This is a genomic window from Streptacidiphilus sp. MAP12-16 (assembly GCF_041262165.1).
GTDB lineage: Bacteria > Actinomycetota > Actinomycetes > Streptomycetales > Streptomycetaceae > Streptacidiphilus.
Map to the genome: position 1 here is coordinate 1 of NZ_JBGCBY010000001.1, position 26045 is coordinate 26045.

Annotated in this window: 21 protein-coding genes and 2 pseudogenes; 11 read left to right on the forward strand and 12 right to left on the reverse strand. The window is 67.5% G+C overall.

Annotation, left to right across the window (positions count from 1 at the left end):
• Nucleotides 1-141 (forward strand): annotated as a pseudogene (locus ABIA33_RS00005) (IS256 family transposase); the annotation flags it as partial.
• A gap of 523 nt (nt 142-664) precedes the next feature.
• On the opposite strand, the gene ABIA33_RS00010 reads toward ABIA33_RS00005, so the two are convergent.
• From ABIA33_RS00010 to ABIA33_RS00030, 5 genes are all read right to left on the reverse strand, one after another.
• On the reverse strand, nt 665-1666 hold the full coding sequence (locus tag ABIA33_RS00010) for a toll/interleukin-1 receptor domain-containing protein (RefSeq protein WP_370075455.1): 1002 nt from the start codon (nt 1664-1666) through the stop codon (nt 665-667).
• Nucleotides 1667-2125: 459 nt separating this feature from the next.
• Nucleotides 2126-2812, reverse strand: a complete 687-nt coding sequence (locus ABIA33_RS00015) for a hypothetical protein (RefSeq protein ID WP_370075457.1) — start codon at nt 2810-2812, stop codon at nt 2126-2128.
• A 749-nt stretch (nt 2813-3561) separates the two neighbouring features.
• Nucleotides 3562-3759 (reverse strand): hypothetical protein, encoded by a 198-nt coding sequence (locus ABIA33_RS00020; RefSeq protein ID WP_370075459.1) that lies wholly within the window; start codon nt 3757-3759, stop codon nt 3562-3564.
• Entirely contained in the window at nt 3756-5018 is a 1263-nt protein-coding gene (locus ABIA33_RS00025; RefSeq protein ID WP_370075461.1) for an MFS transporter, read from the reverse strand. The genes ABIA33_RS00020 and ABIA33_RS00025 overlap by 4 nt, the downstream gene beginning before the upstream one ends.
• Nucleotides 5018-5185 (reverse strand): hypothetical protein, encoded by a 168-nt coding sequence (locus tag ABIA33_RS00030; RefSeq protein WP_370075463.1) that lies wholly within the window; start codon nt 5183-5185, stop codon nt 5018-5020. Before ABIA33_RS00030 ends, ABIA33_RS00025 begins: the two co-directional genes overlap by 1 nt.
• 509 nt (nt 5186-5694) lie before the next feature.
• Here ABIA33_RS00030 and ABIA33_RS00035 point away from each other — a divergent pair.
• A complete protein-coding gene (locus tag ABIA33_RS00035; RefSeq protein ID WP_370075465.1) occupies nt 5695-6018 on the forward strand; it encodes a hypothetical protein in 324 nt (107 codons plus the stop codon).
• The gene (locus ABIA33_RS00040) at nt 5937-6686 is read left to right on the forward strand and encodes a nucleotidyl transferase AbiEii/AbiGii toxin family protein (protein WP_370075467.1); all 750 of its coding nucleotides are present in this window, start codon (nt 5937-5939) and stop codon (nt 6684-6686) included. The genes ABIA33_RS00035 and ABIA33_RS00040 overlap by 82 nt, the downstream gene beginning before the upstream one ends.
• Nucleotides 6687-6993: 307 nt before the next feature.
• Here ABIA33_RS00040 and ABIA33_RS00045 read toward each other — a convergent pair whose 3' ends face one another.
• The 3 genes and pseudogenes from ABIA33_RS00045 to ABIA33_RS00055 form a co-directional block, all read right to left on the reverse strand.
• Entirely contained in the window at nt 6994-7293 is a 300-nt protein-coding gene (locus ABIA33_RS00045; RefSeq protein WP_370075469.1) for a BTAD domain-containing putative transcriptional regulator, read from the reverse strand.
• Between the two features lie 59 nt (nt 7294-7352).
• Nucleotides 7353-7580: pseudogene (locus ABIA33_RS00050) on the reverse strand (winged helix-turn-helix domain-containing protein); the annotation flags it as partial.
• Nucleotides 7581-7953: 373 nt separating this feature from the next.
• The gene (locus ABIA33_RS00055) at nt 7954-8943 is read right to left on the reverse strand and encodes a helix-turn-helix domain-containing protein (protein ID WP_370075471.1); all 990 of its coding nucleotides are present in this window, start codon (nt 8941-8943) and stop codon (nt 7954-7956) included.
• A 188-nt stretch (nt 8944-9131) separates the two neighbouring features.
• On the opposite strand from ABIA33_RS00055, the gene ABIA33_RS00060 reads away from it, so the two are divergent.
• The 4 genes from ABIA33_RS00060 to ABIA33_RS00075 all read left to right on the forward strand — a co-directional run bounded on the left by ABIA33_RS00060 (nt 9132) and on the right by ABIA33_RS00075 (nt 13297).
• A complete protein-coding gene (locus ABIA33_RS00060; protein WP_370075474.1) occupies nt 9132-9917 on the forward strand; it encodes an SDR family NAD(P)-dependent oxidoreductase in 786 nt (261 codons plus the stop codon).
• Nucleotides 9918-10172: 255 nt separating this feature from the next.
• Nucleotides 10173-10631 carry a cupin domain-containing protein gene (locus ABIA33_RS00065; protein ID WP_370075476.1) on the forward strand — a complete coding sequence of 153 codons (459 nt, stop codon included), beginning with the start codon at nt 10173-10175 and terminating at the stop codon, nt 10629-10631.
• Nucleotides 10632-10722: 91 nt separating this feature from the next.
• A complete protein-coding gene (locus tag ABIA33_RS00070) occupies nt 10723-11526 on the forward strand; it encodes an alpha/beta fold hydrolase (RefSeq protein WP_370075478.1) in 804 nt (267 codons plus the stop codon).
• Between the two features lie 283 nt (nt 11527-11809).
• Nucleotides 11810-13297: an MFS transporter gene (locus ABIA33_RS00075; RefSeq protein ID WP_370075480.1), complete on the forward strand. Its 1488-nt coding sequence runs from the start codon at nt 11810-11812 to the stop codon at nt 13295-13297.
• Between the two features lie 29 nt (nt 13298-13326).
• Here the strand turns inward: ABIA33_RS00075 and ABIA33_RS00080 are convergent, their stop codons facing one another.
• From ABIA33_RS00080 to ABIA33_RS00095, 4 genes are all read right to left on the reverse strand, one after another.
• Nucleotides 13327-15672 (reverse strand): beta-glucosidase, encoded by a 2346-nt coding sequence (locus tag ABIA33_RS00080; RefSeq protein WP_370076210.1) that lies wholly within the window; start codon nt 15670-15672, stop codon nt 13327-13329.
• 232 nt (nt 15673-15904) lie between these two features.
• A complete protein-coding gene (locus ABIA33_RS00085) occupies nt 15905-16723 on the reverse strand; it encodes a carbohydrate ABC transporter permease (RefSeq protein ID WP_370075482.1) in 819 nt (272 codons plus the stop codon).
• On the reverse strand, nt 16720-17649 hold the full coding sequence (locus tag ABIA33_RS00090; protein WP_370075484.1) for a carbohydrate ABC transporter permease: 930 nt from the start codon (nt 17647-17649) through the stop codon (nt 16720-16722). The genes ABIA33_RS00085 and ABIA33_RS00090 overlap by 4 nt, the downstream gene beginning before the upstream one ends.
• A 33-nt stretch (nt 17650-17682) precedes the next feature.
• Nucleotides 17683-18972, reverse strand: a complete 1290-nt coding sequence (locus ABIA33_RS00095) for an ABC transporter substrate-binding protein (protein ID WP_370075486.1) — start codon at nt 18970-18972, stop codon at nt 17683-17685.
• A gap of 553 nt (nt 18973-19525) precedes the next feature.
• Here ABIA33_RS00095 and ABIA33_RS00100 point away from each other — a divergent pair.
• The 4 genes from ABIA33_RS00100 to ABIA33_RS00115 all read left to right on the forward strand — a co-directional run bounded on the left by ABIA33_RS00100 (nt 19526) and on the right by ABIA33_RS00115 (nt 26025).
• The gene (locus tag ABIA33_RS00100) at nt 19526-20566 is read left to right on the forward strand and encodes a LacI family DNA-binding transcriptional regulator (RefSeq protein ID WP_370075488.1); all 1041 of its coding nucleotides are present in this window, start codon (nt 19526-19528) and stop codon (nt 20564-20566) included.
• A 211-nt stretch (nt 20567-20777) separates the two neighbouring features.
• Nucleotides 20778-22973, forward strand: coding sequence for an RICIN domain-containing protein (locus ABIA33_RS00105; protein ID WP_370075490.1), 2196 nt, complete (start codon nt 20778-20780; stop codon nt 22971-22973).
• A gap of 348 nt (nt 22974-23321) precedes the next feature.
• A complete protein-coding gene (locus ABIA33_RS00110; RefSeq protein WP_370075492.1) occupies nt 23322-23963 on the forward strand; it encodes a hypothetical protein in 642 nt (213 codons plus the stop codon).
• Nucleotides 23964-24009: 46 nt separating this feature from the next.
• Nucleotides 24010-26025 (forward strand): SPFH domain-containing protein, encoded by a 2016-nt coding sequence (locus tag ABIA33_RS00115; RefSeq protein ID WP_370075495.1) that lies wholly within the window; start codon nt 24010-24012, stop codon nt 26023-26025.
• Nucleotides 26026-26045 lie beyond the last annotated feature (20 nt).

Here is a 26045-nt window from a genome sequence, read left to right on the forward strand (position 1 = left end):
GGCGCCGTCCTGGCCGAGCAGAGCGACGAGTGGGCCGAACAGCGCCGGTACATGGGATCCGAGATCCTCGGACGCTGCCGCCTTCACCTGATCGAAGGAGAAACCGGACCGGAAACGCCCCCAACATCCCTCACTGCATAACCTGTTAACGAATCACCGAGTGGCCGTCAATACACCACTCCACTGGACTCCACCGTTTCTTCTTTTCGTTGACCTTGGAATTCGGGCTAATCGGACACCGGTGGTCTACGCATTGCAATGCGTAGGACGCAGGTTCACCTTCTGTCGTTGGCCGACGTTGGCGAGCCTCTGACCTGCGACTTTCTGGGTCGGGTCGCAGAGCTATGCCGATTCCGTGATGCCTCCGTTGGACAGCCGTTGGACAGCTGTGCGTGATGCCTGGTCAGAAGGCCCTGGCTGCCTTGGGCTCCTCGGTCGCTCGGGGGATTGGAGGACGAGGTGCATCGGCGCTGGAACTGTGCTGTTCCGACATGCCGTAGGACGCGTTGCGGAAGCTCGCTATACAGGCCCGGGTCGTGGTCGGGGCCGGATGGCGAAGACCTCGACCTCTGTGTTCATCACCCGCAGCTTGTCGACAACGGCTGCGACGGCCCTGAGGCCACCGCCCGGAGCGACCATACGAACCTGACGACGAAAGAGCGTGTTAACCATTTGCGTGCCAGGAACTGGCAAGCATCTCCTGGACATTTTTAGCGTCACCCTGGGTCATCAGTAGCACGCCGTTGTAGATAGATTTGAACAAGGCCTCTGAGTTTATGGTCTTATCGATGACGCATGTCATTCGGTCTTGCGGAAGAAACTGAATCGCCCATCGGGGGCTGAAGAAGAGGATGCCCTCCTGTGTATCGGGGTCGATGATGACCGCCGAGAGAGTGGAGGCGCCGATATGGAAATGTGCAGATATGAGCTCCTTTTCTGCATCGTCAAGCAAGTTGAAAATCTTCTGGATGTCTTTGACGCTCTCCCTCAGATGGATAGCACCTTCAGGCGAAACCGCGCGAAGCGTTTCATAGGTCGCCAATATGAGCGTCACTCGAATATGGCGCTCCTTGACGAGGGCGACTAGGCCTCGTTTGCTTTCGGCGTCACTCATCCAGCTTCGGAGGTTCGGGCCAGCGAGGATGAGCTCTTTGTTGGCCCGCTTCATAAGATCCAGCCTAGAGTAACCGGCTGAGTCGAAAATGGCTGGGCCAGCTAGAATGTGGTCGTCAGACGGTACAACCCGCTGCACGGTCTGGAGCGATGCCCAGGCGCGGCCCGTCAATTCGGCAAGCAGACGCGTGCGGCTGTCTGGCGTTAGAACACCGAAGAGAACCTCGTTCTTCAGGTCTGCTGGCACCTTGCTGAGAGTCTCTTGAGAATCTACATACGGTGCGACGGTGGTCCCCGGAGTCTCGAGCGCATGTCGGAACTCCTTCATACACCACGGCGATTGCAGGTAATTCTTCGTGACGTAGGCGAGGACGAGGCTTGACCGAGAAATGGCGTCTTCGATGACGGGATTTAGCCTGTCGCCGGTCTGGATATGAGTGTCGTCAATCCAGCATTCGAGACCGGAGTTTATCAAATCCGCCCTAATCCCATAGACGAATCCCGCATCGTGCCTGGCGTATGACATGAATATTTGCGGCCGTATGATAGTCATCAATTGCTGCCACCTGTCGTATATCCGGCTGCTTGTGTTGCGCAAAGCGAGTGTGAGCCTGGGTGAATCACTGCATATGGCCGCCTGTGCCTTGATCGAGTTGCAGTACGTGACTTGCATTTGTGCCGGATCCACGTTTTGCCAACTGCCGAATCGAAGCAGGCCGAGCATGATGCCCGTAGGTGTTGCCCGAGTCGGCGTGAGGCGACAGCACGCAAGTCCCGCGCAGCATCCTGGGAAGGGCGCGGCCGGTCTTGCCCGAGAAGGAGATGAACAGGTGGTCCGTATTCAGGCGTCCGAGTTCGTTGATCCACCGACGCGCCTGGTTCAGGGGGCGGTCTCTGCGAGCTCTTCCCTGGAGATTCACCAGTCCCCCTTGATGTTGAGTCACTGCCAGCCCGGATGGTGATGGTGACACCAGAGTTGACTCGGCGCCTAGGTTTTCGCCGTAATAGACCGTTATGCGTCGGATCGAGGGCCCATCATGGCCCCGGCCTCGTGCACTCCCGCGAGATTGGCGAAGCCGAGCGCGTACGCCGCTATGTCCGACTGGACCCTGCGCAGCTCACTCCGGCATGCCTGTTTCTCGGGCCACGCCGATTCGGGGGCGCCTGGTTGTTGCTGCTCGAAGTCCCGCAGCTTGGGATGCCACTTGGCGAGGAAGGGGCGCAGCACATGGTTGAGCATGGTGATGGCCAGGTGCTCGACACTTTGGCCGGCTTTGCCCGGGACCGACGGGCGACTGGACTTCAGGGTGTCCCGGGTCGTGGCGAACAGTCCGTACAGGGAGGTGAGTGCCTCCCGCAGGACGCCGTCGTCGTCCGCCAGGGTCTGCGTTGAGATTCTGGTCACCACCTCGACGTAGATGCGCCAAGCGACCTGCCGCGATTCGTTGTTGACGACGAAGGTCAGCTCGCTGAGCTGCGGGACGGTGATCTTCAGCTCGGTCAGGCGCGCTGAACGCCCATACAGTCGCAATGTCAAGGCGGCGACCAGCCCTGATATTGCCCCGGTCACGATATAGAGGCCGACTCCAGCGAGCATGGTGACGCTGAACATGGCGGCGCCGACTGCCGCCCCCAGCAGAATCGCGGCGATGTTGGACGCGGTGCCGCCGCCGCGGAACCGCGCGGATGCAGCGCGCATGGATAACACCCTTGCCCCCCTCTTCGACCTGCACACGAGAATATGCCGATTTGTACTCGCTTCGCAGGGATCGGGCAGAAGTTGTGGAGGCGCCGAAGACAGGCCCCGAGGACTGGTGCTGTTCCCGCAATCCCGGCACGTCTATGTGCCCGCTCCCGGGCGGAGGGTCGAGGCGTGCGAACGGGCGAGGGGTGTCGACCAGCGTAGCCGGGGGGCGTTGACGGCAGCTCGGGGCGAGCTGGGCGGATGCTGTGCACGCGTCACTGAGGCGAGCGGTTGCACGATCGGCCCGCTGCCGGATCACATCAGTCTCACCCGTTCCCTGAGAATCTCCGTGCACAGCAGTGCCGACGTCGATCTGCGCCAAATCCCTTATTTGTCAAAAGCCATGACGGGGCGACAGGAGTAGGTGTAATCTCGCCAATCCGAGCACGACAGCCTCTCGACCCGTGGTGTCGCACCTTTGTCAAATCGCGCCATCGCCTGATAGCAATCGTGCTCGTCCGTCCGCCGCCGCACTGCGCTTTGCTGCGCCCGATCGCATGGGGGATTTCAATATTCGACAAGCACGCGTACCTGCCCCCTGAGCGCGTCGGGACCAACGACTGCTGCACACGCGGGGCAAGGACAGGACGGCGGCCGTGCCCCTGCGCGACAGCCGTCGGGCAAGTGCGTCAGCGGAGAGCGAGCTCGGACCTCGCAGCGCGTGATGATCCGCTGATCTCTTGCGCCACAGGCGTCCGCAGCCTTCAGGGCGGTTGCGGACACCTCTTGGTCGGGGCGGACCCGGGTCGGCCCATGTGGACAGGGGTGGCGGCGTCGGTGTGGTGCTGCTTGCTGGCGGTGACCGCCAGGGACATGACGGCCATGGCAGCCAGGAACAGGATCGCGCCGGTGGTGAAGGCCAAGTTGTAGCCGTGGGTCAGCGCGTTCGCGGCACGGGTCACCAGGGCGAGTCCTTGGTGGCCAGCCCGTGGTACAGGGCGTGGGCTGCGCCGGGTAGCTTGTCGTTGGCGGCCGAGGTCGAGATCGTCGACATGACCGCGAGGCCGAGGGCGCCGCCGATCTGCTGGGCGGTGTTCAGCAGCGCCGAGGCGATCCCGGCGTCTTCGTGCTTGACAGCACTGACCGCGCCCAGCGTCATCGGGACGAAGCCCAGGCCGAGCCCGAGGGCGGTGACGAACATCGCCGGCATGAGGTGGGTGGTGTAGGAGGAGTCCGGGTGCAAGGTGGCGAACCAGAACATGCCGACGGCGGCGACCAGCAGGCCGGGTACGGCGATCAGCCGCGGCAGGAGGTGGGTGACCAACTTGGAGCTGACGCCCGCCGCCAGGGCCATGCCGAAGCTGAACGGCAGGTAGGCGAATCCGGTCTTGACCGCGCTGTAGCCCAGGATCAGCTGCATGTACAGCGTGAGGAAGTAGAAGGTGGCGAACATGCCCGAGCCGATGAACAGCGCGGTGGCGTAACTGCCGGAGCGGTTGCGGTCCTTGAACAGACGCAGCGGCAGCATCGGGTGGTCGACCCGGGCCTGGTAGAGCAGGAAGGCGGCCAGCAGGCTGGCAGCGATGATGAAGGAGGCGAGGGTGACGCTGTCGGTCCAGCCGTGGTCGCCGCCACGGGTGATGCCGTAGACGAGAGCGATCAGGCCGCCGGTGCCGGTGATCGCGCCGGGGATGTCCAGGCGGCCGGGGTGGCGCTCGGCCTCGACCAGGTTCTTGGTGCCGGCGAGGACGGCTAGACCGATGGGGATGTTGACGAAGAACACCCAACGCCAGTTGAGGGCGTGGGTGAGGACACCGCCGAGCAGCAGGCCGACGGTGGCGCCGAGACCGCCCATGGCCGCGTACACGCCCATCGCGGTGTTGCGGGACTTGCCCGCCGGGAAGGTCGTGGTGACCAGGGCCAGTGCGTTCGGGGCGGCGAGGGCTGCACCGACGCCCTGCAGGACGCGTGCGCCGATCAGCAGAAGGGTGTTGGGGGCCAGCCCGCCCAGCAGCGAGGCCAGGGTGAAGACGGCGATCCCGGCGCGGAACATCCGCCTGCGGCCGGACAGGTCGCCCGCGCGGCCGCCGAGGAGCAGCAGGCCGCCGAAAGCGAGCGCGTAGGCGTTGACGATCCAGGCCAGGTTCGAGTCGGACACGCCGAGGGCGGTCTGGATTTTGGGCAGGGCGATATTGGTGATCGTGGCATCGAGGACCACCATCAGCTGGTCGCCGGCTGATGCCTGTCATCATCTGGGGCGAGAACAGATTTTGCGCTGCCCACGGCCGGGACGCCTGCGGCCTGGCAGGCCGAGTAGTACGCGGCCGCGTCCCCGCGCCACTCGCCCTTGTCGAAGTCACAGGTCAGCAGCTGGCAGGTGTCGTCCAACAGAAGCGCGTACAGCCCCGCGTGCAGTTTCTCGAACGTCTTTTCCGTGCCCGGCTCGGGCCGGGCCAGTGCTCGTACAGTGCCTGGTCCGTCACCGGCAGCAGCACTTGCTCCTCGCCCTCGCGCGGGTCCCACGGCGGCTTCTCGGTTGCTGGGATCCACCCGGAGCGGTCCTTCTTGTTCACCCACGGCTTGGCCTGCACATCGCAACGGCCCACGAACAGGGGCAGCTTCTCATGCCCCGCCCGAGGATGCGTCCGCGTACGGCAGCCCCGACGACGACAGCACCTGGGGCACCACGATCACACCCAACATCATCCGCAACCCGAGCGGCGAATGCACCACAACTGCGCAAATGCGCCCAGGCAGGTCGCCCCGCCGAAGGCGATGGCGACACGCTTTCTACGACGTGTTCGTGGGCGGCACCGCTTCATAGGAACCACCGTGCCACCAGCTGGACTCGCGGATGGCCGTGGCTGCCCGGGGCTCAGTCTGGGCATACTGGGTGCATGGAGTCACGGGTGCGGTATGCGGAGATCCGGCCGTACACGGTTCCGGAGACGTTGGAGGAGCTGGCCGGTCCGAGGGACGGGGTGGTGGTGCTGCCGACTGTGTTGGACTGGACGCCGAAGCGGGTCTATGACCTGTCGGACGACGTTGACTTGCGGATGCTTTACGAGACGGTCATCCGTGAGGCCATGCATGTGGAGGAGCTACGGCAGTTCTTGGACCGGGTGCTTCTCTCGGACGTGTGGCAGAGGCTGTGGCTTCCGCCGCGCGTGCGGTTGATGTGGGAGGGGCGATTCCCGCAGCTGGCTCGCAGGGCTGCGTAGTATTCGCCTGTATGGATCCGTTTCATGCCCGACTCGCCCGTATCGGCCTTGGACCTGCCGCGAAATACGGCTTCGTCCTGGCCGGCGGGTACGCGGTTCAGGCGCACGGGTTCCTGGAACGGCTGTCGGATGACGTCGACCTCTTCACGAACATCGCCGACCCGGTCGCTTTCTCCGAAGCCGTCGATGCGGTGGCTGCGGCTTACCGGGCAGCGGACCTGACCGTCGAGGTGGAGAAGTCCGGTGGGGTGTTCGCTCGGTTCGCGGTCGCTGATGAACAGGGGCACAAGGCGAAGGTGGAGCTCGGGTGTGACTGGCGGGCTCACCCGCCTGCCGTGCTGGAGATCGGTCCGGTCCTGCACCCGGATGACGCGGTGGCCAACAAGGTGACCACCCTGTTCGGACGGGCCGCGCCGCGGGACTACCTCGACGTGAATGCCGCGCTCGCCTCCGGGCGGTACTCCGGTGGGCGACTCCTGCAGTTGGCATCGGAGCACGACGCCGGATTCGATCCGCACTACTTTGCCCAGGCGCTGCAGGCGGTAGACCGTTGGCCGGACCGGGAGTACGAGGCATACGGCGTCGATAGCGGCCAGGTGGAGGACATGCGCCGACGGCTGCGCGCCTGGGCTGCCGAGATCCTCGATGAACGGATCACCGAGAGATGACCCAGTCGGCCGAGTCGACTCTGAGCGCCGCCTGGCGTCGATCCTTTCGTCGCCTTTGGCGTTCGGCACCCAAACAGGGGCATGATGCCGGGACCCGGCGAAGGGGCCCCTGTATGGTTTCTGCAATGAACTACGGTCGTCTCACCGACCGGTCGACATCATCGTCGGGATCCCAGTGCCAGTCTCGCGGACGGGCCGGTGACAACCCCTCCGGTGGACAGCCGGTGGACAGACGCCTTTGGGACGGTGCATCACGGGGCGGCACCGGTCAACCTATGGAACGTGCTCTGATCAGGAAAAACGTCACTCAGCAGCACGGCCAGGCATGCAGACAGAACATCATCAACCGCACCAGCGACTCGCGAAGTGGGTGCGCCTGCGAAGTCTCCGCGAGCTCCGCCGAGATCAGATGTCCCTGGCCTGCACGCAGCAGCTTCTCGGCCAAAAGCTCCAGTGCCCGCACCCGCGTACTCTCAAGGCGCTGCGCCGAACCCTCCTGCAGGAGCGCGGATCCGCAGTCAGCAAGCGCCGGCCCGCGCCACTGGTCAAGGACTTGGCGCAGCAATCGGATGGCCTCGTGGTCCACCTCCTCGTCAGCCTTTGCCACAGCGTCCGCAGGCGGTGGACGTCAATCTGGTCGGGATCGGCCTGCAGGATGTATCCGGGTTCTCGTGTGACCAGCTGGATGCTGTCGTCGAACATGCCGCGCAAGCTCGCAACATGGCCCTGCAGCACGGCCCTGGCAGTGGGTGGTGGGGACTGGTCCCAAACCATGCTCAGTAGCCGGTCGACGGGGACGACCCGGTTGACCTCCAGGGCCAGTGTGGCTAGCACTGCGCGCCGTTTGGCAGCGCCGATCTGCAGTACCGAGCGGTCGCGTGCCCGAAGTTCCACCGGACCCAGCAGCAGGATCTACACGTGATCTCCTGTTTTTCTAGCTCTCGTATTCTTGCGTGGCACCAGAAGCAAGAAGCACTTGGGTGCACCATCGGGGGAAGGAAGGGCAAGGGCCAGCAGCCCGGGCATCGACCAGAAGACAGAAAGTCCAGGCGCGGGCAAAGTGACCCCGATGCGGAAGCAGGTCTGCGTCTCCGGGAGGTCTCATCGGCTCCCAGGTCGAGGAGCATCTTGGTAGGGAGTCTAACTGGAATGCTGCCCCCCGATCCGACGGAGGGTAAACGATGGGGGTACGTGTGGTGTCAACTACACCGCTGGGGGCCTGCAGTGGATGGTTGACCTACCCAAGGCGGACAGTCGGCCCGTCGGTTCAGATCCCGGCCGACCGGGTCGACCGGGCATACTCGGTGGGCGTCCGGCCGTAGTGCTTTTTGAAGGCACGGATGAAGTGGCTGCTGTCGGAGAACTGCCAGTGTGCTGCGAGTTCTGAGACGCTCAGCCGGCCGGAGGGCGGCGCCGTGAGGGCGAGCCGGGCCTCTTCCAGTCGCCGCCGGCGGATGTAGGAGATCACTGACCCTCCCGCCGCGGTGAACGCCCGCTGCAGAGTGCGTACCGAGACGTTGAGTTCTCGCGCCAGGACCGCCGCGGAAAGCCCGGGATCGGAGAGTCGGCTGTCGGCGAGGTCTTTCGCGGCCTGGGCGAGCGCGGGGGCCAGCCGGGGTTCCACGTCGTCGAACCGGCGGGTGGCGACCGCCTTGGCCAGCTCAATCAGGGTGCTGTGGGCGGCCTGCACGCCGGCCGGGGCGAGCTCGGGTATCGTTTGGTGGACCATGTTCGTGTGGGCCGTCAACAGGCGCACTTCGGCCGAGTCCGCCGGCCCGGTGATGATCCGGTTCCCGAGCAGCGGTTTGAGCATGGCGGCGGGCAGGACCAGGACCTTCGCCAAGGTGTCCGGCAGGGTCTCGAAGTGCGACGACCGCCCGACGTGCTTCAGGAGGAACTGCCGGGCCGAGATGGTGCGTTCGCCGCGATCGTGCGGGCCGCCCAGAGTCCACGCGCCGCGCTGTACGACGTACAGCCGCACCACGTCCTCCACGCCGTTGAGGGGGCCGTCGGTCCGGATGACCGACGCGCCGTGCAGATCGGTGAGCGCCACATCGCACACCTTGGTGGCGCGGCTCTTGACCCGGAAGTCGCCGGTCGTGGCCGGGCTGAAGGCCGGCAGCGGGACACCATCGCCGAACTCTGCCTCCCACCCGCGCCGGAAGGCGTCGAACGCTCGCGATACGCCGCCCGGGATCGTGGGGTCCGGGGAGAACTCGCCGCGTGGCCTGTCGTTGTCCGCTTCGGTGCTGTCCATCGCCGCTCGATCTCCCTTCGCGTTCATCTCTCTCCGATGCAGATCTCTTCGATGCAAAGCCCTGTGGCGCTGATGTTCTGTTCGGATGGCGCTGTGGTTCAAGCGCGCGCTGTCCCAGTCTTCCTAGGCTCGGTCGTGGGGGCAATCCCCAGTTCAGGCCCGAAGGCATAGGAAGGGACAAGAGATTGATGACCCAACAGAACTCTGGCCGGGTGGTCGTCATCACGGGTGCGGGCACCGGCATCGGGGCCGCGACCGCGCACCGGTTCGCCGCCGACGGGTACACCGTGGTGCTCGTGGGCCGCACCGAGGCGACCCTGAAACAGACCGCACAGGCGAGCCCGGATGGCGCGGACATGCATCCCTGGGTCGCGGACATTTCGGACCTGGCTGCCGTCACCGCGGCCATGGACGGAGTGGCCGAGCGGTTCGGACGCCTGGACGTGCTGGTCAACAACGCGGGCGTGGCGATTCCGGGCACCGTGGACCAGATCGACGTGGACAGCTACCGGACCATGGTCAGGACCAACGTCGACGGCGTGTTCTTCGCTTCGCGGGCCGCCCTGCCGCACTTGCGGATGGTGCGCGGATGCATCGTCAACGTCGGATCCGTGGCCGGGCTCCGTGGTGAGTGGAATCAGGCCGCGTACAACATGACCAAGGGTGCGCTGGCGAACCTGACCAACTCGATGGCGCTGGACCACGGTCGGGAGATCCGGGTCAACGCCGTCCACCCTGGCGTGACGCTCAGCCTGCCGTTCCTGCGCGACGCTCTTGCCGAGGGAACCCCGCTGCACAGGCGTTTCGCCGATCGCGTGCCCATGGGTCGAGCGGCCGAACCGGCCGAAGTCGCAGCGGTCATCGCATTCCTGGCCGGTCCCGACGCCGGGTATCTCAACGGAGTGCACATCCCCGTGGACGGTGGTCTGACCGCGTCGGACGGCCAGGCCAACCTGTACATGATCGATGGCTGACAGCTCCGGCCTCGGTGGTGAGGAGGAGTTTTCGTGCGTCCCGACTTCCGGAACCGCAGCGCCGAGGCGGGCCGGCGCGATGACCGGGACGGCGTGCGCGACACAGGTCGTGGGGGTCGAAGGTTTACCAGGTCCCTCCGGCCGCCGTTCATGAGAGTCCACTTGCACAAAGCGACTGGCGGGCCCTACTCTTATGATAGTTAGCTCTCATGAGCTGAGTTAACTATCACAGTCATCTCGATGGAGGCGTTTCCCATGGCACAGGTTTCAGTGGTCGGCCCGGATTCCGGTGAGTCGATCCAGCTCGGCCCGACCCGGATGCGGATCCTGGAGGACGGCACCACGACCGGGCACCGCCTGGGCATCGGGGAGATCACCCTGGCCCCGCACACCGACGGGCCGCCGCAGCACCGGCACGCCCGGCACGACGAGGGCTTCTACGTGGTGTCCGGCGCGGCCCGGTTCACCGTCGGCGAGACCGTGTACGACGCACCCGCCGGAACGCTGGTCATGATCCCGCCCGGCGCCCCGCACACCTTCGCCAACCCGACCGACGGCACCACGGTCCTGCTCAACACGTTCACCCCGGACCTGTACGTCAACTACTTCCGGGACCTGCGCGACATGATCGCCGGCGGCCGGCCGCTGACCCCCGAGTCGACGATCGAGGCGATGAGCCGGTACGCCACCGAACCGGCCACCGACTTCGCCTGAGGCGCCCGCGCCCCGCACCCCGCGCCCCGCACCCGTCACGTCCCCGCCTGCCGTCCGGCATCCGGGACCAGCAATGATCAAGGAGAAGGCCGTGGGCACCACGACTCAGTACACCGTCACCCTCGAGGGCATCGGCCCGGTCGAGGTGTCCGTCTCCGACTACGGGTCCGGGCAGCCGTTCCTGCTCCTGCACGGCGGTGCCGGCGAGCAGTCGGTGACCGGGTTCGCCGAGAAGTTCGCCGCCACCCACGAGGTGCGCGTGCTCACCCCGACCCACCCGGGCTTCGGCGGGACCGTCCGGCCCGAGGCACTGACCTCCGTCGCCGCCCTGGCCGCGCTCTACCAGGGGCTGCTGGACCAGCTGGACCTGGCCGACGTCACCGTCATCGGCAACTCGATGGGCGGGTGGATCACCGCCGAGATCGCGCTGCTGAAGTCGCCACGGGTCAGCGGCATCGTCCTGATCGACGCCGTCGGCATTGAGGTCTCCGGCCACCCCGTCGCCGACTTCTTCTCCCTGACCATGGATCAGGTCTTCGAGCTCAGCTTCCACAACCCCGATCCGTTCCGCTTCGACCCCGCCACGCTGCCCCCGGCGGCGCAGGCCATCGCGTCCGGCAACCGGGCCGCGCTGGCCGCCTACGCCGGTGCCGGAATGAGCGACCCGGCCCTGGCCGCACGCCTGGGGACGCTGGAGATCCCGACCCTGGTGCTGTGGGGGGAGAGCGACCGGATCGTGGAGGCCGACTACGGACGCGCCTACGCCGCGGCCATCCCCATGGCCCGGTTCCAACTGCTGACCGGCACCGGCCACTCCCCGCAGCTGGAAACCCCCGACCAGGTACTGGACGCGATCTGGGACAGCGCGGACACCGACTTCTCGACGGCGCGCTGATCAGCCACGAGCGCTAGGACCACTGCGACCTGGAGGCCTTCGAAGCCCGCGATGTCCCGGGACGCTTCTGCCTCTACGAGGTCCACACCGACGCCGCCGCGTTCGACTCCCACCTGACGATCGACCACGTCCACCGCTTCATCCCCCACGCCGCCCCGCGACCCCATGCGGGGCGTCGGCAGCGTCGGCACCGCCCGCACCCAGCTGACACCGCAGGTGGTTCGCGGACCGGCGGGCGCGGCGCACACCGGGACCACACCACCACTGATCGAGGAGGACGGACATGACGACGCATACGCCGCCGGCCGACGGCGGCCCCCAGCGGGGAGGGTTGGTGCTGGCGGTGTGCTGCCTGAGTCTGCTGATCACCGCACTGGACACCACCGCCGTCAACGTGGCCCTGCCTGCCGTCGGCCGCGATCTGCAGGCCTCGGTGAGCGGGCTGCAGTGGACCGTCGACGGCTACACCCTGGCGGTCGCCGCCTTCATGATGCTCGCCGGATCCACCGCCGACCGGATCGGACGGCGCCGGGTGTTCCAGGCCGGACTGGCCCTGTTCACCGCCGGCTCGCTGGCCTGCTCCCTGGCCCCGACCCTGGGTTGGCTGATCGTGTTCCGCGTCGTCCAGGGCCTCGGCGCCAGCATGCTCAACCCGGTCGCCCTGTCGATCATCACCCATGCCTTCCCGGACCCGCGCGAGCGCGCCCGCGCGATCGGGCTCTGGGGCACCACGGTCGGCCTGTCCCTGGCCGCGGGCCCGGTGGTCGGCGGTCTGCTGGTCGCCTCGGCCGGCTGGCGCTCGATCTTCTGGATCAACATCCCGATCGGAGTGGCCGCCCTGGTGCTCGCCGCCGTGTTCGTGCCCGACTCCAGGGCCGCGGCGGCGCGACGCCCGGACCCGGTCGGTCAGGTGCTCGTGGTCACGATCCTGACCTCGCTGATCTTCGCGATCATCGAAGGCTCCCGCCGAGGATACGGAAGCGCCCCCATCATCGCCCTGTTCGTCGTGTCCGCGATCGCGGTCGCGGCGCTGCCCGGCTACGAACGACGCCGCGAGCAGCCGTTGGTCGACCCGGCGTTCTTCCGTTCGGTCCCGTTCACCGGTGCCTTCGTCGTCGCGGTCACGGCGTTCTTCGTCCTGTCCGGGTTCCTGTTCCTCAACACCCTGTACCTGCAGGAGGTGCGCGGCTACAGCGCGCTGCACGCCGGCCTGCTGACCGTGCCGATGGCCGCCGGCATCGCGCTCGCCTCACCGCTGTCCGGGCGTCTGACCGCCGCGCGCGGCCCGCGCCCGCCACTGGTCGCCGCCGGCCTGCTGATCGCCGCCGCCGCGCTGACGCTGACCACGCTCACAGCGACCACGCCCTGGGCGGTCCTGCTCGCCGCCTACCTGCTGCTGGGCATCGGCTTCGGCCTCGTCAACACCCCGATCACCAGCACCGCCGTAGCCGGCATGCCGCGCGCCCAGGCCGGGGTGTCCGCCGCGATCACCACCACCGGCCGCCAGGTCGGCAACAACCTCGGCGTCGCAGTCCTCGGCTCGATCGTCACCGCGCGCACCCGGGCTCCGGGCCATGCCGGATTCACCGCCGCCAGCCACCCGGGCTGGTGGATCCTGGCCGCAAGCGGACTGGTGATCGCGGCGATGGGCCTGGCGGCCACCACCCGCCGCGCCACCGCCACGGCCACACGGGTCGCCGCACGCTTCCCGACCGATCCCGTGACCACCGTGAGCAGCACGCCCACGATGCCCCGAGGCGCACAGGCATGATGCGTCGTCAGCGCTGGGCGACGGGGAAGTCAACCTGGAAGCAGCGCGGTCGGAGTGCTCATCGTTCGGGTCTGGTCGACGAAGCGTGTGTCTCCTTCCAGCGTGACCTGGATGGTTGTCCCGGGGTCGCCGGCCGACTGGGCGAGACGTAGGACGACGTGTCCGGGTTCGACTCGTCTGCGCAGATCCCGTCCGGTGAAGCTGGTCATGTCCGTATGGACCTCGAACTGCACCGTGCGGGTCTCGCCGGGGGCGAGGTCGACCCGGGTGAATCCGATCAGTTGCCGGACAGGGCGGGTGACCGAGGCGACCGGATCGGTGAGGTAGAGCTGGGGCACCGCGGTGCCCGCCCGGTCGCCCGTGTTGGTCACCGTCGCGCTCACGGCGACCAATCCGTCGACAGGTACGAGAACCGGGACGGCGCCGACGGAGCCGACGGCGCCGACGGCTCCGAGGACATGGACGTCGGTGATCGTGAAGGCGGTGTACGCCAGTCCGTGTCCAAAGGGGAAGGCGGGGGTGGGGTCGATGTTGCTCACGCCGTCACTCCTGAGCGCGAGCGGGGATGCCAGGTACGTGCCCGGCTGGCCGGCGGCGTCTCCCGGGATCTGGACAGGCAGGCGTCCGGACGGGTTGATCCGTCCGGAGAGAACACCGGCAATCGCCGCTCCGCCCTCCTGTCCGGGGAAGAACGCCTGCAGGGTCGCGTCGGCCTGCTCGGCGTACCGGCCGATCGCATACGGGCGGCCCGAGACGACGACGAGCACGGCCTGCTTGGCAGCAGCCACCACCGCCTGGACCAACTCACCCTGGACTCCTGGGAGTTGCAGGGTGGCGACATCGCAGCCCTCTCCTGAGGTGCCGTGGCCGAACATGCCTGAGCGGTCGCCGACGACGAGCAGGGTGACGTCTGCGGCTGCGGCTGCGGCCACGGCGGCTTCGATGCCGCTGCGATCGTCGCCGTTACGGCCGGCATCAGTGATGTGGCAGCCCGCCGCATAGTGCACCGTTGCGTGCGGGAACTCCTGTCGAACCGCATCGAGCACGGTCGGAGCCTCGACGCCCAGCGAGAGCTCGGGGTGATGCGGCAGGACGTGGTTGGGGAAGGAGTAGCAGCCGAACAGGCACTGGGCGTCGTCGGCGACGGGGCCGATGACGGCGATGGAGCGCGGGCCGGTGAGCGGCAGCAGGCCCGCGCTGTTGTCGAGCAGTACTACGGACTCCTCGGCCATGCGGCGGGCGATGTCGTGGTTGCGTGGCGAGTTGAAGTCTGCGGGTGCCGTGTACTGCGCGGGGTTCCATCCGTGGTCGAGGAGGCCCAGTTCGGCCTTCTGCGTCAGGACCCGCAGCACCGCCCGGTCCAGGAGGTAGGTGGGGACGCGTCCGTCCTGCACCATCTCCCGCAGCGGTTCGCCGTAGCCGGAGGTGTGGGGCAGTTCGATGTCGATGCCTGCCTGCAGTGCGACCCGTGCTGCGCCTGGGATGTCGGCGGCCACGTGGTGCATGGAGGCGAGGAAGGCGATCGACCAGTAGTCCGACACCACCGTTCCGGTGAACCCCCAGGTGTCGCGCAGGAGTTGGGTGAGCAGGTTGTCGTCCGCGCCGCAGGGGACGCCGTCGACGTCGTTGTAGGCGTTCATCACCGAGCCGACGCGGCCGTGCACGACGGCCTTCTCGAAGGGCGGCAGGATGACGTCGGCGAACTCGCGGGGACCGACCGCCGCCGGAGCGTGGTTGCGCGCCGCCCGGGAGGTGGAGTACCCGGCGAAGTGCTTCACCGTGGCGACGACGCCGGCGGACTGCAGGCCCTGGACGTAGGCAAGCCCGAGTTCGGACACCAGGTAGGGGTCCTCGCCGAGGGTTTCCTCCACCCGGCCCCAGCGGTAGTCGCGCACCACGTCGAGGACCGGCGCCAGACCCTGGTGGATGCCGACTCCCGCCATGTCCGCGCCGAGGGCGCCCGCCATCTGCCGGACCAGGTCGGGGTCCCAGGTGGCGGCCCAGGCGAGCGCGGTCGGATAGACGGTGGCCTGCCAGGTGGTGAATCCGGTCAGGCACTCCTCGTGGGTGATGGCCGGGATGCCGAAGCGGTTGGCGGCCACCACCTGCGTCTGCAACTCCGTGAGGCGTTCGCGGCCGGCCTCGGCAGTAATCGGTCCGGTGCCGAACACCCGGGTCAGGTGGCCGAGACCGTCGACGACGGCCTTCTCGAAGGGTTCTGCGTCCTGGAACGTCTCCTGCATCGGTGCCACGTCACCGCCGGCGTCGTGGCCCGGCCAGGAACTGCCGAGCTGTCGGATCTTCTCGGCTTCCGTCATGGCGTCGAGTAGGGCCTGAGCGCGGACGGGCGCCGGAAGGGCGGGGTCGTTCCACATCCCGGTCGTAGGGCGCTCATCGTCGTTCGTCAAGATCTGGTCCGTTTCTCTCCGGACGCGGGCATGGGCGTCCTGCCGGACGGCGCCGACGGGTTCGCGGTCGGCGCGTTCGGTCCTTGGTTCGGGGGTAGTTCGTCCGGGGGTGTGTCGACTGAGGGACGGCCTGTCGGTCAGGCCGTGGCTTCCTGTCCCGCTGTCACTTTCGGTCCTGCTGTCACTCTCTGTCCCGCTGTCACTTGCCGCCGGCTCCCATCAGTCCCGCCACCAGGGCCCGGCGGGCGAAGAGGTAGACGAGGAGGATCGGGACCGCCGACATCAGCACGGCGGCCAGCAGGGCCGGGATGTTGGCTCCGTACTCGGAGACGAAGTTGTACAGGCCGAGGGTGACCACCTTGGTGGAGTCGGACTGCGTCATGATCAGTGGGAAGAGGAAGCCGTTCCACGCCTGCAGGGCCGCGAAGATGGATGCGGTCGCGATGCTGGAACGTGACAGCGGGATCACCAGGTCCAGCAGGATCCGGGCCGGTCGGGCGCCGTCCAGGGCCATCGCCTCGTACAGCGAGACGGAGATGTTCCGCATGCCTCCGCTGATCACCAGCACACTCACCGGCATCGAGAAGGCCGCCGTGGGCAGGATGATCCCCCACAAGCTGTCGTAGAAGCCGAGGCGGTTGATGATGAGGAAGAGCGGGATGATGACCGCCTGGGCGGGAATCGCCAGTCCCAGCAGGAAGAGTCGGAACACGCCTCTGGTCAGCCAGCCGTGCCCTCGTACCACGGCGTAGCTGATGGGTACGGCAAGGAGCAGCACGATCGCGACGGTGGCCGCCGCGACGAGAGCGGTGTTCCAGAGGTAGCCCACGAAGCCGCTGCGCACCACGGTGACGAAGTTGTCGAAGGTCACTGCGGAGGGAAGCGACACCGGCCCCCGGTCGGTGTACGTGGTCTGCGGCTGGACCGCGGTGTTCACCAGTGCGTAGAGCGGGACGCCGATGATCAGCAGCCAGCCGAACGTGGCGATGCCGGCGAGGTAGTTGGGGCGGCTTCTCACATCCCCTCCAGGGTGCTGGTCATCTTGTCGTAGCCGCTCAGCTTCACCATGACGAACGAGGCGCCGGTGGCGAGCAGCAGCAGGAAGCTCGCGATGACACTGGCGTATCCGTAGTCGTAGGTCCGGAACGCGGTCTGGTACATCGTGAAGGGCAGGATCGACGTGTCCGTACCGGGCCCTCCGTTGGTGAGCAGCAGCACGATGTCGAACGTGGTGAGGCCGCCGACCAGCATGAAGGTGGTCGAGGTCACGATGGTGTTGCGCAGCTGCGGAAGCGTGATGTGGAAGAACTGCCGCGCTCTCCCCGCGCCGTCGATCGCGGCCGCCTGGTACAGGGTTTCCGGGACGGTGCGGGCAGCGCCCTGGTAGAGCAGGGTATGGAAGGGGATGAACTGCCAGCTGGTGACCAGGACCAGACAGGCGACCGCGCCCCCCTGGCTGCCGAGCAGGTTGGCGCTCCCGAGGAGACCGGCGAGTTCGGCCGGGACGCCGAAGTTCGGGTCGAGCAGTTGGCGCCACATGACGGCCGTGGCAGCCGTGGAGAGCAGCAGCGGCAGGAAGAAGATCGCCGAAAGGACCGCGCGGTTGCGCTGGTGGCCCGCGGACCAGACACCCAGAAGAATGCTGATCGGCGCCTGCACCGCGATGTTGCCCACCAGTAGGACGGCGGTGACCAGCGTGGACTGCCACATCTGGCCGTCGCTCAGGAAGCGGGACCAGTTGTGCAGTCCGGTGAACTGCGGGGCGCTGAGGCCGTCCCAGCTGGTGAGGGACAGGTAGACCACCCCTGCCATCGGTGCCAGCGCGAAGACGGCGAAGAACAGCAGCCCGGGAACCGCCCAGGCCACTCCGGGCCGCTCCAGGGCGAGAGTGGCCCGGCGCGCCTCACGGTTCCGGACCAGCCGCGAACTCGTAACGGAGACCACGTGCGTTGCCTTTCTTGCTGTTTGATCAGTCAGCTAGGGCTTGATGGCCAGCACGCCGCTGACGAACTGCTCCGGAGAGTCCTGGCCGTTGAACAGCCTCTGGATCTCGGTGAGCAGTGGCGTGCCGAGGGTCAGACCGAGCGCCTGGTCCCAGGACTGGGTGAAGGCCGGCGCCTTCTGGACCAGGTCGTACTGGAACCCGGCGTAGGTCGGGTCAGGTGCCTTGGCCAGCGCCTGCTTGGCGTTCACCGTGACGGGGACCTCCCCCTTGGCGACCAGTCCGGCGACATAGCTGTCGCTGTACGTGGTCTTCAGGAAGTCCGCCGCGGTCGTGGCGGGAGCGGCGGTGGTCACCGAAAGGTAGTTGGTGGGGTTGCCGACGACATCGGCGGGATCGCCCTTGCCGCCCTCGACGGACGGGAACGGCAGGTAACCCAGGCCGTCCTTGGCGAAGGCAGGGTCGGCGCTCTGCTGGGTGGCGTACTCCCATGACCCCATGAGGACCATCGCCGCCTTGCCCTTGTCCAGCAGGGTCGATGTGCCGCCCGCGCCGTAGCTGACGGAGGCGAAGTTGCTGCCGAAGGCACCGCTGTCCACCAGTCCCTTGACCATCTGCGCGGTCTTGAGGATCGCGGGGTCCTTCCACTGCGACCAGTCCCCGGCCGCGATCTTCTGGAACAGGCCAGGACCGGCGAGCCGGTCGACCAGGTACTCGATCCACATCAGCTCGGTCCACGAGGAGGTGGCGTTGCCGGCGACCGCGAAGGGGGTGATGCCCTTGCCCTTGAACACCTGGACCAGGTTGGTCAGGTCGGCCCAGGTCGTCGGCGGCTGCACCCCGGCGTCGGTGAACACCTTCTTGTTGTAGAAGAGGAACACCGGCTGGGTACCACGGGCCGGTATCCCGACCAGCTTGCCGTCGACCGTGCCGGCCTGCAGCGCCGAGGGGAGGAACTGCGACTTCAGCGCCGGGTCGAGGGTCACCAGCTTCCCGGCGCGGACGTAGTCGGTGAGGCTGCCGCCGCCCCAGTTGAAGAAGATCCCGGGCATCAGGGACGAGCCCATGGCCGTCCGCAGCTTGTCCTTGAAGCCGTCCGTGGCGATCACGGACATGGCGACCTTGCCGGGGCCGGCGGAGTTGTAGGAGTCCACCGCGGCCTGCTGTACCGAGTTGGTCGGATCCTGCAGCGTCCAGAACTGGACGCTGCCCGTCGCGGACTTGGCCGAGCCGGCGGAGGATCCGCAGCCTGCGGCGGTGACCACGAGTGCGGCACTGACCACCAGGGTGGCGCAGGCCCGCTTTCTGGAGATGCTGTTCATCATGGAATGCCTTTCGATTCGGCAAGGTGTCCCGCCAGGGTTCGCTGTCACCCGACGGGCGGTGGAAGCCCTTTTGCGCCCAGGGGCCTATGGAGAACCAGTGCTTGTGGTGACCGTCCGCAGCACCTGCAAGCTGTTCCCCTGCGGCGAGCTGTCACGTTAAGCGCCACGATTCGGCGAGGCAATAAACCGGACATCCTCGGTTCCGAAAGACTTTCGGAACTGGGGGCAGCGGGCACCGGCCATGTGCGCACGTAGGCTGTGGCATGTACCGCCGGTCGGCTCCGCGGAGGCGCGTCGGCGCGAAACTCTTTCGGAGCCACGGCGAGGAAGCCCGGCGGGCCCCGCGAGCCGGGTCAGCAGCGGTGGTCTGTCCCGGTCGACCGGAGCGGACGCCGGCCGCTTTCGACCTGGGCCTCTCGGCCTTCTCCCTCGTCGTTCTGGCAACGGCCTTGCTTCTGGGTATTTGCCCGGTTATCTTGCGTCGGCATCTGACGAGGGAGTCGGTGCGTGTCGGCGAATCGGTGTCGGCGAGTGCGAGTGAGGCAGGCATCGGGTGACAACTCAGGGCAAAACGCATCCGAATGCGCAGTACGGTCTGCTGACGAGCATCGCCGGCGAGGCGGGGGTGTCGCTCAGCACCGTGTCCAAGGTCGTGCACCGCCATCGTGACGTCGGTGCGGTGACCCGTGCCCGGGTCGAGGAGCTGCTGGCGCTGCATGGTTACGTCAGGGAGTGGGAGCGGGATCCGGCGATCCCCCGTCAGATCATCGCGGTGTTCCGGGACCTGTCCGGCCCGTACACGCTGGAGGTCGTCCGGGGGATCGTGGACGCGGCGGGGGAGCTCGGCATCCATGTGGTGACCGGGACGACGAGCCGGCGTTCGATCTCCCAGTGGATCGAGGAGTGCGTGGCGCTGGGTGCGGCAGGGTTGATCATCGTGATCTCGATGCTGACCGAGGAGGACCAGCGCCGCATCGTCGAGCAGCGGCTTCCGGTGGTGCTGGTCGATCCGCTCAGTGCGCCGACCCTGGACATCCCGAGCATCGGGGTGACGAACTGGAGCGGCGCCAAGGACGCGGTGGAGCACCTCCTGGAGTGCGGGCACACCCGGATCGGTATGGTCGCGGGCCGATCGCACTCGCTGACCGGGGCGGCCCGCCTGCACGGCTACCGGGCCGCCCTCGAAGAGGCCGGGATCGCCTATGACCCCGCGATCGTGCGCTCGACCGACTTCGACTTCGATCAGGCGCTGGCCGCCAGCCTGCAGATCTTCCGCTCCGACCAGCCGCCCACGGCCGTCTTCGCGGCCAGCGACGCACAGGCGCTCGGCGTCCTGGAGGCCGCCCGCCAGAAGGGGCTGGGCGTCCCGGACGATCTGGCCGTCATGTCCTTCGACGACACCTTGGTCGCGGCCATGGCCTGCCCGCCGCTGAGTGCGGTGCGGCAGCCGTTCGAGGAACTAGGCCATGAGGCGACCCGAGTGCTCATGCAGGTCGCCGAGGGCCGGCCGCCCGCCTCCCCGCGGATCGAGTTGGCGACAAAGCTCGTGCTGCGTACGTCGACGTCCGGTCGCCGCCGCGTCAGTACCCCGTGACGACCAGCGCCCGAAACACTTTCGAAATGCGCCAGTGACATGGCGGCCCCGCACCCGAATACTGGCTCCACCCTCGCTCCCCCTCGCGGATTTTATGGAGCGCCGCGGCGGGCGGGTCGCGAAAGGGTTTCCCATTCGGCTGCGGAGCGGCCCTTCCCAGGCCTCATGGTCGCTCACCATGACCTTCAGAGGAACTGCATTGATACAATCAATGGCACGAAAGGCTCTCGCGACAGCGACAGCCGTCTGCATCGGCTTGGCTTTCGCCGTCGCCTCTGCAGCGAGTGCGTCGGCGTATCAGCCGAGCCCGTCGAACCTGTATGTCGCGAACAATCCCGCCTCGTGCAACAAGAACCCCTGTGTGCTCTACCCGAAGTCGGCCCAGCTTCCGAGCGGCCGGATCGTGGCAGCGTTCGAGAACAGTCAGAGCGCTCCGGTGGGGCAGACGATGCCCGTCTACAACAGTGACGACAACGGCACGACGTGGCAGAAGCTGTCGGATGTCAAAGCTCCCGCCTACCTGTCCAGCGACCCCCAGTACGCGAAGTACACGAGCACCTGGACGAACCCGTTTCTCTACGTGCTCCCGCAGAACGTCGGAAACCTCAGTGCCGGCACGTTGCTTCTCGCGAGCATCGTCTCGGGGGACGACTACTACTACCAGGAGCAGAAGGCCGCGAACCCCAACTGGACACCGTCCGGCGACGGCGACCGCAAGGACGTGGCACTCGCGTTGTACTCCAGCACCGACCAGGGCGCGACCTGGAACATCGTGAACATCATCGCCGCCGGCGGATGGCAGGGCGGGAGCGCGGGAGACCTCGGCCGCGTCTCCAGCGCCAACACCTACGCGCAGTCCGATGCAGTCTGGGAGCCGCATCTGATAGCCCGGAACGGCCAGCTCATCGCCTACTACTCCGACGAGAACGACTACCTCGGTTTTGACGCCTCAACAGGAGCGCCGACCCTCGACCCGAACAACGGCACGGCGTCGGATTCGGGCGGCCAGGTCCTCGTGCATCGGACCTGGGACGGTAGCAGCACGTCCTGGAGCCAGCCGGTCGTCGACGTCCCGGGTCTCACTGTGGACCGGGGCAACGGCAAGACGGAGATCGGCGGCGGACGCCCGGGCATGGAGACCATCGCCCCGACCACGGACGGCAAGTGGCTACTCACCTACGAGTACTGGGGCGGCGGAACGAATGTCCGATACAAGATCGCGGACGACCCGCTGAAGTTCTACGCGGCCAGTGACGCCCCGATCACCGCGCTGCCCGTGCCCGCCGGGGGGCACACGCTGTCAACGGGTGGCAGCCCGGTGCTCCTCGCGATGCCGGACGGACGGATCGTCTACAACGCGGCCGGCAGCGGCAACGTCTGGGTGAACGAGTCCGGTCTGAGCACCGGTACCTGGAAGGAGTACCAGACGCCGATCGCCGCCGGTTACAGCCGCGATCTCCAGTACGTCCAGGGGACGGGACGCGTCCTCATCCTCCAGGCCTCGTGGAGCGGCGGGAGTGTCGGCCCCGTGACCTACGCCGAGGTCGACCTCGGTCACTCCGACGGTGCCTACGACACCCTCGTCAACCGCCTGACCGGTCAAGTCCTCAGCCCCGACGCAGGGAAGACACAGGACGCGAACCTCACCGGAAACGTCCCCGACCTCGTCCTCCGAACTCAGAATGCCGCAGACGACACGCAGCGCTGGCATCTGACGGCCAAGGGCAGCAACGTGACCCTGCTCAACAAGGCGGGTGGTCGCGCAGCCGGCGTCTGGACCGGCAACGCGACGGCCGGGCAGCCCCTCGCTCAGTGGGTCGACGACGGAGCCACCGACAAGCAATGGACCCTCGTCCCCCAGACCGACGGGTACGACAAGATCCAATCGGTCCGCAACTCGAGTCTGTTCATGACGGGCGCGACCCAGAACGGCGCCGTCGCCCTGGAAGCGTTGATCGACACGTCCACAAACCCTGCGGCGGGCTACTCGCAGGAGTGGCAGCTCGTCCAGGAATCCTCGACGACGGGTGTGCCCTCCACATTGAAGGGCAGCAACTCCGGTCGCTGCCTCAATGTGCCGAACGGCCAGACGGGTGTGCAGATACAGATCTGGGACTGCCTCGGGAATCAGAACCAGGAAATCACGGCGACCGCCGCAGGTGAACTCCGTGTCTCCGGCAACTGCCTTGCCGCGGCCGGTGACGGCACCACCGCGGGCACCAAGCTCATCCTCTGGTCCTGCAACGGGAAGTCCAGCCAGCAGTGGTGGTTCCGTCTGGACGGATCCATCATCAACCGCTCCAACGGTCTCGCTATCGACGTCGGCGGTTGGGCGACAGCCAACGGCTCGCCCGTGCAACTGTGGACGGCTCTCGGCAACGCTACCCAGAGGTGGAGCCGAGGGTAGTCCGGGCTCGCCGGGCAGGCCATCACCGCGGGAACCGACCTCTCGGCCGGTCTCGCCGCCTGGCGGAAGAGGATCACCGACTGCTGACGCACAGGGTGGCCGGCGTGTCGAATACGGAGTCGAATACGGAGTGGCGGACTCCGGTGTTCGATCATGGACGTCAAGAGAGCGCTAAGACTGCCGGGATCATGCAGTGTGCGGGCCTGGGGCGGGCTGCCACTCTGGCGCAGGCGGCGTGAGGGGGATCGGGCACGGCGCCGGGCGCGGCCGATGGTGCCGCGCCGGATCTGCAGAGGCGGGGCGACGTCGGTGAAGGGCTTTCTGGGGGCGGTCACGGGGTTTCCGACCGTGTTGTTCACCTTCGCGCTCGTGGTGGTCGTCGGGTACTGGTTGCTGGTGCTGGCCGGGGGGATCGGCCACGGGGGACACCATGCGGGCGGGGGAACCGGCGGCCACGGGGGACACGGCCACGGCCACGGCGGCCACGGTCATGGGGGCCGCGGTCACGGGGGACAGGGCCGCCACGGGGGACTGCGGAACGTTCTGGGCCTGGGCGGAGTGCCGATCACCGTGGCCGTGTCGCTGCTGATCGCCTTCACCTGGTTCAGCTCGCTGTCGATCGGGGTCCTGCTGCACGGCCGGTACGGGGGCGTGGTGCTGCCGGCGGCCCTGCTCGGCGGCTGGTCGGGGGCGCGGCTGCTGGTGTGGCCGCTGCGGCGGATCATGCCGGCCCCCGGACCGCCGCCCTCGCGACTCGACTTCGTCGGCAGCGGCTGCGTGATCCGCACCGGCCGGGTCGGCCCGGACTTCGGGCAGGCGGAGGTACGGGCGAAGGACGGCTCCGCCTCCCTGGTCCAGGTCCGCCAGAGCGGCGATGAAGCCGCAGGCGTCGGCCGGACGCTGACCAAGGGTGCCACCGCGCTCATCTACGCGTACGACGCCGAGGGCGAGTTCTTCCGGGTCATGCCGGACCTGCCCGGTCTCCGCTGACGTTCATTCACATCAACCCGACACAAGCTCGGTCAAGGGACCAGTCATGTCTGCTGTCACGATCGGTATCGGCGTGCTCATCGCCGTGCTCCTGCTCATCGGCCTGGGCACGCTGCTGCTCTTCGGCCGGCTGTTCCGCAAGGTGGTCCAGGGCGAGGCCCTGATCATCTCCAAGCCCAAGCACGTGGACGTCACCTTCACCGGCGCCCTGGTCGTCCCGGTACTGCACCGGGCCGAGGTCATGGACATCTCGGTGAAGACCATCGAGATCGACCGCACCGGCCGCGAGGGCCTGATCTGCCAGGACAACATCCGCGCCGACATCCGGATCACCTTCTTCGTCCGGGTCAACAAGACCGCCGAGGACGTCATCAAGGTCGCCCAGGCCATCGGCACCGACCGGGCCAGCCACCAGGAGACGCTGCAGACGCTGTTCAGCGCCAAGTTCGCCGAGGCGCTGCGGACCGTCGGCAAGCAGCTCGACTTCGTCGACCTCTACACCAAGCGCGAGGAGTTCCGGGACCGCATCGTCGCCGCCATCGGCACCGACCTCAACGGCTACCACCTCGAGGACGCGGCGATCGACCACCTCGAGCAGACCCCGATGGTCCAGCTCGACCCGGCGAACATCCTGGACGCCCAGGGCATCCGCAAGATCACCGAGCTGACCGCGATCGAGCACGTCCGCACCAACGAGTACCAGCGCAACGAGCAGATGGAGATCACCCGTCAGGACGTGGACGCCCGCGAGGCCGTCCTGGAGCTGGAGCGCCGCCGCTCGGAGGCGGAGATCCGGCAGCGCAAGGGGATCGAGACGCTGCGCGCCAAGGAGGAGGCGGCCACCGCGCAGGTCCAGGAGGAGGAGCGGCTGAAGTCGCACAGCGCGCTGCTGCGCACCGAGGAACTGCTGGGCGTCCAGCGGGAGAACCAGCAACGGGAGATCGCCGTCGCGGAGAAGAACCGCGAGCGGGTCATCGCCATCGAGACCGAGCGGATCGAGAAGGACCGGCTGTTGGAGGTCGTCAACCGGGAGCGGGAGGTCGAGCTGTCCCGGGCCGGCATGGACAAGCAGGTCGAGGTGGAGCGGCGGGGCGTGGCCGAGGTGGTGCGCGAGCGCATCGCCGTGGACCGAACCGTCGCCGAGCAGGAGGAGGAGATCAAGCGCGTCCGGGTGGTCCAGGAGGCCGAGCGGACCCGGCAGGCCGTCGTCATCGCCGCGGAGGCGGAGGCGCAGGAGCTGCTGGTCAAGGACATCAAGTCGGCCGAGGCCGCCGAGACGGCCGCGCACTTCCGGGCCAAGGAGCAGCTGGTGCTCGCCGAGGCGCGGCAGCGGACGGCGGACATGGACGCGGCGGCGGCGATCCGGCTCGCCGAGGGCGAGCGGGCCCGGGCCGGTGCGGCCGGCCTGGCCCAGGCCGAGGTGTCGGAGCGTCAGGCCATGTCTGACGCGGCCGGGATCCGGGCCCGCCTGGGGGCCGAGGCCGAGGGTCTGAAGCAGAAGGCCGAGGGCATCGAGAAGGTGGGTCTGGCCGAGGCTGCCGTCGCCGAGAGCAAGGCGCTCGCGGAGGCCACCGGGATCAGGGAGCGGCTGCTGGGCGAGGCGGCGGGGCTCAAGGAGAAGGCCGCGTCGATGGCCGCGCTGGACGAGGCGTCCCGCACCCACGAGGAGTTCCGGCTGCGGCTGGCGGCCGACAAGGAGGTCCGGCTGGCCGCTCTCGAGGTCCAGCGCCAGGTCGCGGAGGCGCAGGCGGCGGTGCTCGCGGCCGGGCTTGAGAGCGCCGACATCGACATCGTGGGTGGGGACAGTGTGTTCCTGGAGCGGCTGGTCGGTGCGGTGTCGTTCGGTAAGGGAATCGACGGGGTGGTGCAGGGGTCGGAGACCGTACAGGCCCTGGGCGCGGACTGGTTGAGCGGGAAGCAGAGCTTCCCGACGGACGCGACCGAGGTGCTGAGCGCGTTCGGCGTGGGTGGCCTGCAGAACCTGGCGGCGCTGCTGCGGTTGTTGAACACCCCCGGTGGCGACGCCCAGCTGCCGCAGGTCCTCAACGGCACCGCCAAGTAGTCACGCCGAGCAGTCACGTC